Source organism: Rathayibacter sp. AY2B3 (assembly GCF_002931755.1).
Classification (GTDB): Bacteria; Actinomycetota; Actinomycetes; order Actinomycetales; family Microbacteriaceae; genus Rathayibacter.
In genome coordinates this window covers 13,328-27,313 of the sequence record NZ_PSUG01000003.1, presented here as the reverse complement: position 1 = coordinate 27,313, position 13,986 = coordinate 13,328, and the positions used below count along the sequence as shown (strand labels likewise).

Here is a 13,986-nt window from a genome sequence, read left to right as displayed (position 1 = left end):
GGAGGGCCCCCGTGGGAGTGCTGATCTTCGGTGCCTGGCGGCGCCGGATCGAGTTCGAGGACCGGACGCTCGCGCACGTGCGGATCGCGGTGCGCGCGCGGATGGAGCAGGGACAGCCGTTCCGCCTGACCTGGAGGACGCTGCAGGAGTCGGAGCCGCCCTCGCACGCGATCCTCGTGCAGCCGAACGCGGTGCTGGAGTACCGATTCGATCATCCCCGGCTGAACGCCGTGAACCGCCTCTGGCTGCGCGAGCTCCTCACCCCCGCGTCCGGGCGCGACATGGTCGTCGCCGCCGAGCCCGAGCAGGCGCCGCTCCTCGGTGACGACCGTCCGTCCCCGATCCCCGAGGGAGGGGTCGCGGCCTAGTCGGAGCGGAGCCGTTCAGCGCCGGGCGAGGCCGACCGGGAGCCCGCCCGCGAGGGCGGCGGCGGATCCGAAGAGCAGTGCCCCCACCCCGCCGAGGGCGGTGGCGACGACGGTGTTCTGCACCGCGCCGACGAGCGCGACGCCCAGCACGTCCGACAGCCCGCGGTCCGCCGAGGGCCCGTCCCCTCCGGCGGGCGGTCGACGCGGATCGCCGCCTGCTGCGTGCAGGACCTCCCTCGCGCAGTGGATCCTGCCCGGACACGGAGCGCCGCGCAGGACGCCGCGGCCACCGCGCCTGCAGGACTCCCGCCGCGGATGTCGCATCGCCGTGGCAGCCGGACATGTACCTGTGACTCCGCGAAAGGGGAACCATGAGCATCCGCTCCCGAGACGACTTCTCCGAGCTGTACCGCGCCCACTACGACGACCTGCTCCGTATCGTCCGCCGCCGCGCTCCCGCCGCGACGGTCGACGACATCGTCGGCGAGACCTTCCTCGCCGCCTGGCGTCGCCGGCAGGACCTGCCGGAGAACGTGCGGCCCTGGCTGTTCGGCACGGCACGGCCCGGCACGCGATCCTCAACGCCGCCCGCGGCGAGAACCGCCGGCAGGCGTTGGCCGTGCGGATCGGGACCCTCGCCCCGGAGGAGCAGGCGGATCCGTCGGTCGGCGACCGCCTCGACCTGGAGAGCGCGTGGAAGCGGCTCCCCCTCGCCGAGCAGGAGGCTCTGGCCCTCCACGTCTGGGAGGACCTCCCGCAGGCCGAGGCCGCGCAGGTGCTCGGCTGCTCCCGGGCCGCCTACGCGATGCGGCTCACCCGCGCGAAGCGGCGTCGGCCACTTCGTGCAGCGGGAGGCCCCCGGGGCGGTCGCGGCCGCGATCCTCCGGCACCTCCGACCGCTCGACTCGCACCCGCGCCTCCGGTGACGCGCGGGAGCGACGGGGCCCGGAGTCGTCCTCCGGGCCCCGTCGCTCACACCTGGGCGGTGCCGCTGTCCTCGACCGGGCCGGTCGCGTCCGACTCCTCGGCGATCTCGGTGCCGGTCTCGTCCGCGCGGGCGCGGAGTGCGTCGGCCATCGCGCCGGCGCCCTCGGCTCCGTGGTCGTGCTCGACCTGGTCGATCAGGCCGCCGAGCTTCTCGTCGCTGCCGGCGTCCTCGGCTCCGTCCATCACGGGGCTGTTCTGCTCGTTGTCGCTCATGGCGCTCCTCCTGGGTCGACCGGCCTCTGCGCCGGTGGTCCGACGCTACGCGCGCGGCCCGTGCGGTGCAGGTGATCGACGGGAATCGGCCAGTCCGCTATCGGGGTGCCGACCGACGTTCCCGAGTTCCCCCGAATCGAGCGGATATCGCTTCCGCCCCGCTGGAGAAGTGAGCGGATATCGTCTGCCGAATGAGCCCCTATCGCTTTCCGGCGAGATGAACTGTTCTCTCAGACAAGGACCCCTCAGGTGCCCTCCCTGCTATGATCGGGCGACTTCTGCACCAGGGACCGGGGGTCGTTCTCGGCGGACGATCGATCATCCACACGCCTGTTATCTCGATCATCACCAGTGAAGGCGCGTATGGCTTCGTATCTCTTCGTCTGCTCCGGCGGCGGGCATCTCAAGGAGATGTTCGCCCTGTCGGGGCTCCTCGGAGTCGACCCGGAGGAGCAGCACTGGGCGACCGTCGACAGCGCCCTCAGCCGCACCCTCCTCGCCGACCGGCGCGTGACCCACCTCGCCGATCCGCCGCCCCGCGCCGTGGTGCCGGTGCTCCGCAACGCGATGATCGCCCGCTCCCTGCTGGCCCGCGGCTCCTTCGACGCCGTCTTCAGCACCGGCGCCAGCCCCGCCCTCTCCTTCCTCCCGCTCGCGGCCTCGCGCGGCATCCCCGCGCACTACATCGAGAGCGCCGCCCGCGTGCTCGGCCCGTCGATGACCGGTCGGATCCTCGCCCGGGTCCCCGCCGTCTCGACCTACACGCAGTACCGCTCCTGGGCCGACGACCGCTGGAGCTTCGGCGGCTCGATCTTCGACACCTACCGCGTCGAGGACGTCGTCCCGCAGCCGATCCGCCGCGCCGTGGTCTCGGTCGGCACGCAGGACGGCTACCCGTTCCCCCGCTTCTTCGCCGCGCTCGCGCCGCTGCTCGAGGGCGTGGAGGTGCTCTGGCAGACCGGAGCGAACGACGTCTCCGGACTCGGGATCGACGGCCGCCACTCCGTGCCGCACGACGAGCTCAACGCCGCGATGAAGGCGGCCGACGTCGTCATCGCGCACGGGGGAGTGGGCACCGCGCTCAGCGCCATCGAGCAGGGCCGGGTGCCGATCCTGGTTCCGCGCCGCGCCTCGTTCGGCGAGCACGTCGACGACCACCAGGTGCAGATCGCCACACGCCTGGCCGACTCCGGCCTCGCGGTCACCGTCGACATCGAGGGCCTCTCCCGCGAGACGCTCGAACTCGCCGCGGCGAGGCGGGTCGTCTCCGCCGATTCCGCCGTGCCCTTCGTGGTGCACGAGACGGCCGAGAAGTCCTCGGGCCTCTCCCGCCGACTCTTCCCCTCCTCCCGCTGATCCCCGCCCGAGCGACCAGACGTGATGAGAACGACATCCGCGCGTCATCCGCGGCCCGTACACTCTCGAATGGGTTGGGGGGCCGGACGTCACTTCATGTGCGTCGAATTCGGAATGGTCGGCCGACTCGACACTGATGGCGAAAGCTCCGAAGGATTCTCGATATGACTGACACCCCGCGCGGCCTCTCGCGCCGCCTCCTGCTCGCCGCCTCCGCTGTCGGAGCCGCCGCGACCGCCTCCGCTCTCGTGGCGACCCCCGCGCTCGCCGCGCCGAACTACAGCGTCATCCCGAGGCTCCCGGGCGAGGTCTCGCGCCTCGACACCGCGATCTCGAGGAACGGCAGGAAGCCGTACGAGATCATCGACGTGAAGATCGGCAACGACTCCACGCGTCTCTTCGTCCCGCACTCGGCGAAGCCGGGATCCGGCTCCCCGGTGCCGGTGGCCTGGTTTTACCACGCCAGCGGCAGCAGCTACAAAGCGCTCGACAACGCGTACAGCTACTCGGCCGACCCGCTCGTCGACCTCGGCTTCGTCAGCATCAGCCCCGACTTCGGCGGCCCGAGCAACTACACCAACCCCACCGCGCTCGCCGTGCAGACGGCCGCCACGGCCTGGGTGCAGAACCTCTGGAACGTCCGCGGGAGCTTCCTCCGCTCGAACTCCGGCGGCGGAGCGATGATGTGCTGGGCCTACGCGAAGAAGATGGTGCCGAACATCTACGGGGCGTACCACGCCAGCAGCGTCTTCGACGTCGAGGACCTCGCGGCGCGCGACGACAGCCAGCCGAACCGCGTCCTCGCCGTCTACGGGGGAGACCGGGCGCTGATGCGCGCGACCAACCCCGCCCGTCTGCCGCAGTCCGCCTGGCAGGGCGTTCGTCTGCGCGTCAGCGCCGGCACGGCCGACGAGCTCGCTCCCGCCGAGCTCCACGGCGGACGCCTGCGCCGCCTGGCGCTTCCCGTCGCCAAGGAGGCGACGATCGCGTATCACAGCAGCGCCGGCTACCAGGGCGGCCACATCGTCCCGACCGCCACCAACAGGGACTCGGTCGAGACCTTCCGCCGCTGGCTCCAGGAGGGCCCCGCCTGATCCGCGTCAGGACCGACGCGACCCCTCCTCCCCGGGGGTCGGCGCCAGGGTCGAGCAGTGGAGGAGGAGGAGGGCACGGCATCGCAGGCGTCCCAGCCGCCGAGAGGCGGCTCGCGAGGGCATCGCGATCCTCATCGAGGCCGACGGGACCACTCCCGTGAGCGCCGCACCGCCCGCCCCCTCCTCCACCACTCCGCTCCGACGCCAGAAGGACTCCCTGACGTGATCGACATCCTCCCGCGACGGCTCCTCGTCGGCGCGCTCTTCTCGGTCGCCCTGGTGATCGTCCTCGGGATGGGGTACATCTTCTCGACCCGGGAGCCGGCCACCGGCCTCCTGGTGATCGCCGCCGGAATCGGCGGGATCATCGGCGCCTTCGTGCTGCTGCGGGTCCCCGCGCACTGGCTGCCGGCGATGGCGCTCGCGTTCTTCGCGCTCGTCCCGACGCCGCTGACCCCCTCGACCCTGACCTTCCGCATGACGCTCTGGGCGGTCATCCTCGTGATCTGGGCGATCCGGCGCGGGCTCGCTCCCGAGCTGTGGCGCGCCCCCGTCAAGGCGTGGACCCGCGAGCTCGTGCTCTCCCCGTGGCGGGCCGTGGTGATCCTCGCGTTCATCGCCCTCATGCTCTGGTCCGCCGTGGCGACGGTGCGCAGCTCCTTCGCGAGCGAGGGCGTCTCGTGGCTCTTCAGCTTCGCCATCTGCGTGGGCGTGCCGATGCTCGTCTTCGACGCCCAGCGCGAGGCCGTGCTGCTGCGCAAGACGTGGGTGATCCTCTCGGGGCTGCTCGCCCTCTACGCCGCCCTCGAGCTGGTCGCGCAGAGCTCCCCGATCCTCGGGGCCGTCTACGGCGCCCTCGGCTACGAGCAGGACCAGCACTGGTCGCTCTACCGCGCCGAGATCACCTTCGGCCACCCGCTGCTCGCCGGCACCTTCCTCACCGTGGGCGCCGGGCTCGCCTTCGGCTCCTGGCTCCAGGGCTCCCGCAAGTCGGACCTGCTGCTGGGCATCCTGGCCTCGGGCGGTGTCGTCGCGACCGTCTCGCGCGGACCGATGGCGGCCATCGCCGTCGCCGTCGTCGTCGCGCTCGTCGCCGTCGGCTTCCTCAACCCGGACCGCTCGCTGCTCCGGCCCGGCTCGATCCTGATCGCCGGCCTCATCGCGGGCGTCGGAGTCCTCAACTTCGAGCCCGTCACCGCCCGCAACAACAACCTCGACGCCTCCATCTCGGCCGGTGCCCGCGACCTCGCGGTGACCGTGTCGCTCAAGGCGGCGGAGCTCACGCACTGGCTCGGCTCCGGAGCGGCGACGTCCGGCATCAGCGGCAGGCGGTTCTCGGACGTGGTCATCGAGAACTCGTTCCTGCAGCTGCTGATCAGCGTCGGCATCCCCGGCCTGCTGTTCTTCGTGATCATGGTGGCCGCGATGTTCGGCGCCGCGCTCAGCCGTCGGGACGTCGGCCCTGCGGCCGGCCTGCTCGGCTTCATGGTCTGCCTCGCCGGCTACAACGCCATCGACGCGGTCCGCCCCAGCCACCTGCTCCTGGGCTTCCTCGTCATCATCTGCCTGAACCCGGTGCACGTCCCCGACTTCTCCAAGGGCATCCGGATGCGCCAGCCGCTCGGGGCGCGGATCTTCGACGCGCCGATGGCCGTCGGGATGCGGGGCGAGCGGTGAGCCGCCGCTCGCGCAGGAACGACTCGTCGCCGGCCGCGCTCGTCGTCCAGCAGTCGCTCGCTCCGCCGGACTCGACCACGCAGTACGTCGACTCGATCGTCGACGGCCTGGCGCCCGGCGTCGAGCTGCTGTTCTTCTCCTGGCGCAGCGCCCTGCTCGCCGACTACGACGTGCTGCACGTGCACTGGCCCGAGCTGATGATCCGCGGCCGCAGCCCGGTGCACCGCTTCCTGCGCCGCCGCGCTCTCGACGTGCTGCTGGTGCGCCTCGCGCTCCAGCGCATCCCGCTCGTGCGCACGGTGCACAACCTGCACCCGCACGAGCTCGGTCCCGCCGCCGAGCGCCGCTCGCTCGCCCGGATCGACCGAGCGACCGACCTGTTCGTCCGCCTGAACCCCACGACCGTCACTCCCGGCCGGGCGCCCGCCGTCACCGTGCTGCACGGCCACTACCGCGACCAGTTCGCCCAGCACCCGCTGCCCGAGCGCGAGCACGGCCGCGTGCTCTACTTCGGCATCATCCGCCCGTACAAGGGCGTCGTCGAGCTGATGGACGTGTTCCACGGCGTGGAGGACGACTCCCTGTCCCTGCACGTGGTCGGCAGCCCCAGCACCGGCCAGCGCGAGCTGGTCGAGGAGCGGGCCGCCCGCGACACCCGGGTGCGCACCACGCTCCGCCGGGTCGACGACGCCGAGATGGTCGACGAGATCGGCCGGGCCGAGCTGATCGTCCTGCCCTACCGCGAGATGCACAACTCCGGGTCGATCCTGGTCGCCCTCTCGCTCGGCCGGCCGATCCTGGTGCCCCGCACGCCCACCAACACGGCCCTGGCCGAGGAGGTCGGCAGCGACTGGGTGATCGAGTACGACGGCGATCTCACTCCCGAGCTGATCACCTCCGCGCTCGAGCGCACGCGCACCCGCCCGCCGGAGGGGCTCCCCGCGCTCTCCGGTCGCGACTGGGACGTGCTCGGACTCCAGCTCAAGAAGGCCTACGAGGGCGCGATCGCCACCAAGAAGGGCTCGACCCGATGAGCGAGACCATCCGGAAGCCGTCCCCGAGCCTCGGCCGCTCCGCGAGCCGCGGCGCCGCCGTCACCATCGGCGGGCAGGCGATCCGCATCGCCGTCCAGCTGGGCAGCATCGTCGTCCTCGCGCGCCTGCTCGCGCCGGCCGACTACGGCCTGCTCGCGATGGTCACGGCGATCATCGGCATCGGCGAGATCTTCCGCGACTTCGGCCTCTCCTCCGCCGCCATCCAGGCGAAGGAGATCACGCCGGGCCAGAAGAGCAACCTGTTCTGGATGAACGCGGGCATCGGCCTCACCCTCACCCTGCTGGTCATCGCGGCCTCGTGGCCGATCGCCGCGCTCTACGGCGACGACCGGCTCCAGCTGCTGACCGTCGTGCTCTCCTCGACGTTCCTGCTCAACGGGATCTCGACGCAGTTCCGCGCCGACCTCGCCCGGCACCTCCGCTTCGTGAAGCTCACCCTGGTCGACATCGTCGGCCAGGTGCTGGGCCTCGTGGTCGGTGTGCTGATGGCGCTCGGCGGCGCCGGCTACTGGGCGCTGGCCGCGAGCCAGGTCGTGCAGCCGCTCATCGGCGTGCTGATGCTGGTCTTCATCACCGGCTGGCGGCCCGGCCGCTACCGCCGCGGAGAGGCGATGGGCCACTTCCTCCGCTACGGAGGCGGCGTCTTCGCGACCCAGGCGCTGACCTACGCGAGCAAGAACGTCGACTCCGTCATCATCGGCGCGCGCTTCGGCCCGGTCGACCTGGGCCTCTACAACCGCGCGTTCCAGCTGATGATGCTGCCGCTGCAGCAGCTCAACGCCCCGGCGCAGCGCGTGGCCCTGCCCGTGCTCTCCAAGCTGCAGGACGAGCGCGAGCGGTTCCGCACGTTCATCCTCTTCGGCCAGTCGGCGATGCTGACGGTGATGGGCCTCGTGCTCGCCGTCCTCGGCTCCCAGTCCGACTCGGTCATCCGGATCCTGCTGGGGGAGCGCTGGCTCGCCTCGGTCCCGATCTTCCAGATCCTGCTCGTGGCCGGGTTCTTCCAGGCCACGGCGTACTGCTCCTGGTGGGTGTTCCTCTCCAAGGGCCTGGTGCGCCAGAGCGTCTGGTACAGCCTGGCGACCCGCCCGCTGATGGTCGTCCTGATCCTGCTCGGCTCCAACTGGGGAGTGACGGGCGTCGCGATCGCGTACGCCGGCTCGCTCGCCCTCACCTGGCCGATCGCGCTGATCTGGATCGGCCGCACCTCCGACGCCCCCGCCCGCGAGATGTTCACCAACGGCCTCCGCAGCGGCATCGCGTTCGGATCGATAACGGTCGGCTCCTTCTTCTCCACCGTCTGGATCCCCGCCGACCAGCCCGTCCTCCGCCTCCTCGTGGGCGGCGCCGCCGTCCTGGTCGGGGTGGGGCTCTGGATGCTGATCCTCCCCGCGTTCCGCCGCCAGATCCTCGGCCTCGCCGACCTGCGCCGCCACTTCCGACGCAGCCGCCCGGCCGCCGCTCCCGCCCCGGCCACGGTCGACGCCACCAGCCCCACCGGTGACAGCGCGCTGGTCGACGGGGCCGTCACGGCCGGCACTCCCGACTCCGAGCGGCCTCCCGCCGCCGTCCCCCCCACCGAAAGAGATCGATGAAACTCAAGCTCGGCGTCGTCAAGTCCTGGAAGAAGGACTTCGTCACGACGACCCGCCTGCCCGCCCGCCGCGACGCGGCGGTGCTCCGCGCCGCCCTCGCGGACCTCCGCCCCGAGCCCGAGTCGCACCTCGTGATCGCCGCTCCCGGCAGCGGCAACATCGGCGACCAGGCGATGCTGGAGGCGTTCCTCGAGAACACCACCGGACCCGTCGTGGTGATCCAGCGCTACGCCGGCGACGTCGTGATCCCCGAGGAGCAGGCCGACCGCGTCGAGGTCGTCGAGCTCCCGCACCTGGTCTACGGAGTGGGCGACGCGCACGCCGCCGACCTCCGCGCCTACGCCGCGCTGATCCGCCGCGCCCGCTCGGTCTCGGTCGTCGGCGCCGACATGATGGACGGCAAGTACAGCCTCCGCGGCTCGGTCCGCCGCTCCCTGCTCGCGCAGGCGGCCGCCGAGGCCGGGGTGCCCACGCGCATCCTCGGCTTCTCCTGGAACGCCGCGGCCCGCCTCGCCGCCCGCCGCTCCCTGATCGCCGCCTCCCGCGCCGGCGTCGTCCCGATGCTCCGAGACCCGCTCTCGGCGGAGCGCGCCCGGAGCATCGGCGTGCAGCGCGTCGAGGAGGTCACGGACATCGTCTTCTCGGCGCGCACCCGCGACCGCAGCTTCCGCGAGGGGCTGGGACTGCCGGAGGGCGTCCCCTTCGCTCTCGTGAACGCGAGCGCCCTCGTCGCCGGCATGGTCGACCAGGTGCCGGAGTACGAGCGCATCGTCGACCGCCTCCGCGCCGCCGGCGTGCACGTCGTGCTCCTCCCGCACGTCTCCCGCCCCATCGGCGACGACAAGGTGGCCGTCCGCGCGGTCGCCGAGCGCGTGGGATCCGAGGGCGTCACCGTCGTCGACCGCGTGCTCATGCCCGCCGAGATCCGCGGCCTCGCCGAGGACGCCCTGCTGACCGTCACCGGCCGCATGCACCTCGCGATCATGTCGCTCTCGCTCGGCGTCCCCGCGATCACTCTCGCCACCCAGGGCAAGGTCGAGGGCATCATGCGCCTCATCGGCCTGCCGCAGCTGTGCGTCGAGCCGGTCCCCGGCTTCGCCGACCGCGTCCTCCCGGTGATCGACCGCATCCTCGCGGAGCCGGGCGACGGCGGCGTGCGCGCCACCATCGACGCGGCCATGCCCGAGGTGCGCCGCCTCTCGGCGCTCAACACCCGCGGCCTCGGCGCGGAGGTCGTGCGATGAGCGCGGCGCAGGAGAAGGGACCGCGCATGCGGATCATGTTCGTCGTCACGTCGCTGCACGGCGGCGGGGCCGAGTTCGTCGCCCGCACCTGGATGGGCTGGCTCCTCGAGCAGGGCCACCACGTCGACGTCGTCACCACCTCGGTGAAGGGCACCGACGAGTACCTCCCCGAGGGCGCGGTGCTGCACCGCATCGGCGAGGGCAAGGGCCACGTCGGCAAGGCGCGGATGCTCAAGGAGCTGTTCCGCCGCCGCACCCCCGACGTCGCGGTCGCCCTGCAGGGCTACCCGAACATCGTGCTCCTGGCCTCGGCCGAGATGACCGCGAAGGCGGACCGTCCGAAGACCATCGTGAGCGAGCGCAACCTCGTCTCGCTCGGCATCCCGGGCTTCTCGAAGACCCAGAAGGTGCAGCTCGGGCTCGCCAAGACGCTCTACCGCCGCGCCGACCACGTCATCGCGATCTCGCACCCCGTCGCAGGCGAGCTCGTCGCCGGCTTCGGCGTCTCGGGCGAGCGCTGCACCGTCGTGCCGAACCCGGCGACCGCCAAGGTCGACCGCTCACGCCAGGTCTCGCGCACCCCGGGCACCGCGGCGGGCCTGCAGATCGTGCTGCCCTGCCGCCTCGTCGTCCAGAAGCGCCCCGAGCTCGCGATCCTCGCGGCCGAGGAGCTGGAGCGCCGCGGCATCCCCGCGAAGGTCGTCTCCTTCGGCGGCGGCCCGCTGCTCGGGAGCATGAAGGCGGAGGCGACCGCGCGCGGCGTGGACTTCCAGGACATGGGCTGGGTCGAGGACTGGTTCCACCACTTCGACGAGAACGCCGTCGTGCTCCTCCCGTCGCTGCGCGAGGGCTTCGGCAACGTGCTGGTCGAGGCGGCCGCCGCCGGCGTCCCCTCGGTCGCCGTGTCCGGGGCGCTCGGAGTCGCGGACGCGATCGTCCCCGGCCTCACCGGCGAGCTCGCGCTCACCCCGTCCGCCTCCGACCTCGCCGATGCGCTGATCCGCGCGAGCGAGCTCGAGATCACCGGCATCGACCGCTGGCTCGACCGCTTCTCGCTGGAGTCGAGCGGCCGCGACCTCGAGACGGTGCTCCGCCGGGTCGTGGGGCAGAAGTGACCCTCGTCTCGGTCGTCGTCCCGGCGCACCAGGAGGAGGCGCACCTCGCCTCCGCTCTGGAGCGCCTGCTGCGGCAGACCCACGCCGAGCTCGAGATCCTCGTGGTCGACGACGCCTCGACGGACGGGACCGAGGCGATCGGCCGCGCGTTCGCCGACGAGCACGAGCGGATCCGCTACCTCCGCCAGGACGAGAACCAGGGCGTCGCCGCCGCTCGCGAGCGCGCCGTCGGCGAGGCCGCCGGCGAGTGGGTCTGGCTGGTCGACGCCGATGACGAGTGGCCGGAGACCGCGGTCGAGGCCATGCTCACCGCGGGGGAGGCGGGCCGCGCCGACGTGGTGGTCGCCCAGGCGGTCACGGTCGACTCGACCGGATCCACGCCCGTCGGCTCCCTGCGCGGCCCGCTCGCGCTCTCGGGCCGGGGCGCCTTCACCGCGCTCCTGGTCGGCGAGCTGACCGGGCACCTCTGGAACAAGCTGTTCCGCCGCGAGCTGTTCGACGGCATCGACTTCACGCGGATCCGCCAGCACTCGGACCAGGCGCAGGTCGCGCAGCTGCTCGCCGCGGCCGACGAGGTCGTCGTCGTCCCCGACTCCGTCTACGAGTACCGCCTCCGGTCCGGCTCGATCATCCGGTCGGGCGCGAAGCGCGCCGACTCGCTCGCCGGGCTCGCCGCGGTGATCGAGCGGACGGCCCGCGGGCTCGACCCGCGCATCCTCGACTCGCAGGACTACTCCTACTACCGCGCGCGCTTCTCCCTGCTCTCCCGCTTCAAGGACGCCACCTCGGGCGCGCACAGCCCCGAGGAGGCCGACCGGCTCTGGCGGGCCGCGCACGACGAGGCGGGCGTCCGGCACCTGGTCGCGCTCGTGCGCCGGCGCGACCTCAAGCGCTCCGTCCTCTTCGGGCTCGCCGCCGCGGCGCCCGCGCTCTACCGTGCGGCGATGAGCGCCGGGAACGGACGCCGGTGACCGTCGTCTCCCCGGTGAGCGGAAAGGCCGGAGTGCACGTCCCGGCACTCGAGTCCTCGTCACTATTCCGCCGAATGTGCGGCGCGGACGACACACCCTTAGTCTTGATCGTCGGTCGCGTTGTGCGACCGAGCCTGCGTGCTTCTCTGAGCCTTGTTCACCTCGGGTGGAATTCACGAGCGGTCCGGCCGGGCACAAGGGGGAGAGAATGAAGCTGCTGAAGCCTGCGGGCGGAGCCCGACGCGAATGGGTGGATTTCGCCAAGGGCGCCGCCATCCTGATGGTCGTCTACTACCACACGTCGCTGTACCTCGGTGACATCGGGGTCGAGAACACTCTCGGCCGCATCAAGGTCGTGTTCGAGCTGTTCCCGATGCCCCTCTTCTTCCTGGTGTCCGGCCTCTTCGGCTCGCGCATCCGCACCTGGAGCTTCCGCGACCTCTGGCGCCGCAGGCTGTACCCGCTGCTCTGGCTCTACGTGGTCTGGTCCGTGATCCGCATGGCCTTCTACCTGGTCGTGCCGCTCGCGAACGGCGGCCTCGGCGAGCTCCCCGCGACCGACCCGCTCAACCTGCTCCTGCTGTTCTTCTGGCCCAGCAGCAGCTACTGGTTCATCTACGGCCTCGTCCTCTTCACGCTCGGTGCGTGGCTCCTGCGGAAGGTCGACCACCGCGTGCAGGTCGCTCTCGCCGCGGTGATGGGGACGATGTTCACCACCGGTCTCCTCAACACGACCAATGTGGGCTGGAACCGCATCGGCGCCCTGTTCGTCTTCTTCCTCGTGGGCTCGCTCTACTCGAAGAGGATCATCGACTTCGTCGAGCAGAAGGGGAGCCGCGCGTTCCTCTACGTCACTCCGGTCTTCGTCGTGCTGAGCGCGGTGCTCTTCCTCTTCCCGATCCGCTGGGTGCCGTTCCTCGCCCTCGCCGGCCAGATGGCCGCCGTCGCGATGGGCATCCTCGTGTCGCGGGCCCTCTCCCGGGTGCGCTTCCTGAACTTCTTCACGATCTGCGGCGAGCGCAGCCTGCACATCTACCTGCTGCACCTCTACTTCATCGTGATCGCCATCACGGTCCTGCGGGTGATCCTCCCCGAGGACCGCTCCGAGCTCGGCGGCTTCGAGGTGCCGCTGCTGCTGGTCGTCATGGTGCTGGCGGTCGTCCTCTCGCTCTTCGTGACCCGCTACCTCTCGAAGGTCAAGTGGATCTACGTCCCCCCGGCCGCCCTCGGCGGCCCCGGCAAGCGGCGCACGCCCGTGCCCGTCCCTGCGCGCGGCCCCGGAGCCGTCTCCGATCCCGCCGCGGTCCCGGCCGATGAGCCCGGTACCTCCCCCAGTTACGAGAAGAAGAGAGCGGAGTCCCACGAGTGAAGACGACACGAGCACGCAGCGCCGGAGTCCTGGCGGCCGTCGTGGCCGTCGCCCTCGGGCTCGCCGGCTGCTCCTCGCAGCCCGAGCCCGTCCGCACGCCCGACGGCTTCACGACGGAGAAGGCGATCGAGTACCGCTCGGTCGACGGCGTCTCGCTGAAGGCCGACGCCTGCCTCCCCACCGAGGGCGGCACCGACCGGCCCGCGCTGCTGATGCTGCACGGCGGAGGATTCGTCGACGGCGCCCGCGACGAGGGCGGGATGACCGAGCTGTGCGAGTACTACGCCGAGCGCGGCTTCGTCTCGGTCTCCGTCGACTACCGCCTCCTCCAGGACAGCCGGTACCCCGGCCAGATCGAGGACGCGCAGGCCGCCGTCGAGTGGCTGCGCGACCCCGCGCAGGTCACGCGCTTCGGCCTCGACCCCGCCCGCATCGGCGTGATGGGCAGCTCCGCCGGAGCGATCATCGGAGCGACCCTGGGCACGCTCGGCGAGGGGTCCCTCACCGAGGGCTCGCGGGTCAAGACGGTCGTCGCCTTCTCGGCGGTCGCCGACATGACCGAGACCGGGATGTCGCTGGGCTCGCCGGTGCCCGAGGCGAAGGAGCAGATCCTCGCCTACCTGGACTGCGACGAGATCGACTCGACGAGCTGCCCGCAGAGCATCCCCGCGTCGCCGATCACCTCGGTCGACTCCACGGACGCCCCGCAGATCTGGCTCACCTCCGAGGACGAGCTCGTCCCGGTCGAGCAGGCCGACGCGATGCAGGTCGCCCTGCAGGACGCCGGAGTGGCGTCCGAGGTCGGCGTGGACGGCTCCGGCCACCACGGGCTCCAGAACAACACCCCGAACAACAAGAAGGCGATCCTCGCCTTCCTGCAGGCCCACCTCTGATCCACCGCTTCCGCGCGAAACCTCGCGGCCGGTTCCGCGCAACGCGGAC

The 13,986-nt window shown here is 71.8% G+C and carries 13 protein-coding genes and 2 pseudogenes; 13 read left to right on the top strand and 2 right to left on the bottom strand.

The features are described 5' to 3' along the window. Window positions 1–11: 11 nt before the first annotated feature. Window positions 12–368 carry a hypothetical protein gene (locus C5C24_RS02125; RefSeq protein WP_104304181.1) on the top strand — a complete coding sequence of 119 codons (357 nt, stop codon included), beginning with the start codon at window positions 12–14 and terminating at the stop codon, window positions 366–368. Window positions 369–383: 15 nt separating this feature from the next. Here C5C24_RS02125 and C5C24_RS17785 read toward each other — a convergent pair whose 3' ends face one another. Continuing rightward, window positions 384–518, bottom strand: a complete 135-nt coding sequence (locus tag C5C24_RS17785; RefSeq protein WP_181135456.1) for a DUF3566 domain-containing protein — start codon at window positions 516–518, stop codon at window positions 384–386. Window positions 519–739: 221 nt separating this feature from the next. Here C5C24_RS17785 and C5C24_RS18615 point away from each other — a divergent pair. Then, window positions 740–919: pseudogene (locus C5C24_RS18615) on the top strand (RNA polymerase sigma factor); the annotation flags it as partial. Between the two features lie 68 nt (window positions 920–987). Further along, window positions 988–1,188: pseudogene (locus C5C24_RS18610) on the top strand (sigma factor-like helix-turn-helix DNA-binding protein); the annotation flags it as partial. Between the two features lie 152 nt (window positions 1,189–1,340). On the opposite strand, the gene C5C24_RS18160 reads toward C5C24_RS18610, so the two are convergent. After that, complete coding sequence (locus C5C24_RS18160; protein WP_219812811.1) at window positions 1,341–1,568, bottom strand: hypothetical protein; 228 nt, start codon at window positions 1,566–1,568, stop codon at window positions 1,341–1,343. Window positions 1,569–1,931: 363 nt separating this feature from the next. Between C5C24_RS18160 and C5C24_RS02115 the strand changes: the two genes are divergently transcribed. The 10 genes from C5C24_RS02115 to C5C24_RS02070 all read left to right on the top strand — a co-directional run bounded on the left by C5C24_RS02115 (window position 1,932) and on the right by C5C24_RS02070 (window position 13,937). Next, window positions 1,932–2,924: a glycosyltransferase gene (locus tag C5C24_RS02115; protein WP_104275869.1), complete on the top strand. Its 993-nt coding sequence runs from the start codon at window positions 1,932–1,934 to the stop codon at window positions 2,922–2,924. Between the two features lie 164 nt (window positions 2,925–3,088). Beyond that, window positions 3,089–4,018 carry a S9 family peptidase gene (locus C5C24_RS02110; protein WP_104281023.1) on the top strand — a complete coding sequence of 310 codons (930 nt, stop codon included), beginning with the start codon at window positions 3,089–3,091 and terminating at the stop codon, window positions 4,016–4,018. A gap of 222 nt (window positions 4,019–4,240) precedes the next feature. Then, window positions 4,241–5,695 (top strand): O-antigen ligase, encoded by a 1,455-nt coding sequence (locus tag C5C24_RS02105; protein ID WP_104275867.1) that lies wholly within the window; start codon window positions 4,241–4,243, stop codon window positions 5,693–5,695. Further along, window positions 5,692–6,729: a glycosyltransferase gene (locus C5C24_RS02100; protein WP_104275866.1), complete on the top strand. Its 1,038-nt coding sequence runs from the start codon at window positions 5,692–5,694 to the stop codon at window positions 6,727–6,729. Before C5C24_RS02105 ends, C5C24_RS02100 begins: the two co-directional genes overlap by 4 nt. After that, entirely contained in the window at window positions 6,726–8,345 is a 1,620-nt protein-coding gene (locus C5C24_RS02095) for a lipopolysaccharide biosynthesis protein (RefSeq protein WP_104304180.1), read from the top strand. Before C5C24_RS02100 ends, C5C24_RS02095 begins: the two co-directional genes overlap by 4 nt. After that, window positions 8,342–9,589: a polysaccharide pyruvyl transferase family protein gene (locus C5C24_RS02090; RefSeq protein WP_104275865.1), complete on the top strand. Its 1,248-nt coding sequence runs from the start codon at window positions 8,342–8,344 to the stop codon at window positions 9,587–9,589. Before C5C24_RS02095 ends, C5C24_RS02090 begins: the two co-directional genes overlap by 4 nt. Then, window positions 9,586–10,704, top strand: a complete 1,119-nt coding sequence (locus C5C24_RS02085) for a glycosyltransferase (RefSeq protein ID WP_104226619.1) — start codon at window positions 9,586–9,588, stop codon at window positions 10,702–10,704. Before C5C24_RS02090 ends, C5C24_RS02085 begins: the two co-directional genes overlap by 4 nt. Continuing rightward, window positions 10,701–11,675 carry a glycosyltransferase family 2 protein gene (locus tag C5C24_RS02080; protein ID WP_104281021.1) on the top strand — a complete coding sequence of 325 codons (975 nt, stop codon included), beginning with the start codon at window positions 10,701–10,703 and terminating at the stop codon, window positions 11,673–11,675. Before C5C24_RS02085 ends, C5C24_RS02080 begins: the two co-directional genes overlap by 4 nt. Before the next feature lie 208 nt (window positions 11,676–11,883). Further along, on the top strand, window positions 11,884–13,044 hold the full coding sequence (locus tag C5C24_RS02075) for an acyltransferase family protein (RefSeq protein ID WP_104304179.1): 1,161 nt from the start codon (window positions 11,884–11,886) through the stop codon (window positions 13,042–13,044). Then, a complete protein-coding gene (locus C5C24_RS02070; protein ID WP_104304178.1) occupies window positions 13,041–13,937 on the top strand; it encodes an alpha/beta hydrolase in 897 nt (298 codons plus the stop codon). The genes C5C24_RS02075 and C5C24_RS02070 overlap by 4 nt, the downstream gene beginning before the upstream one ends. Window positions 13,938–13,986 lie beyond the last annotated feature (49 nt).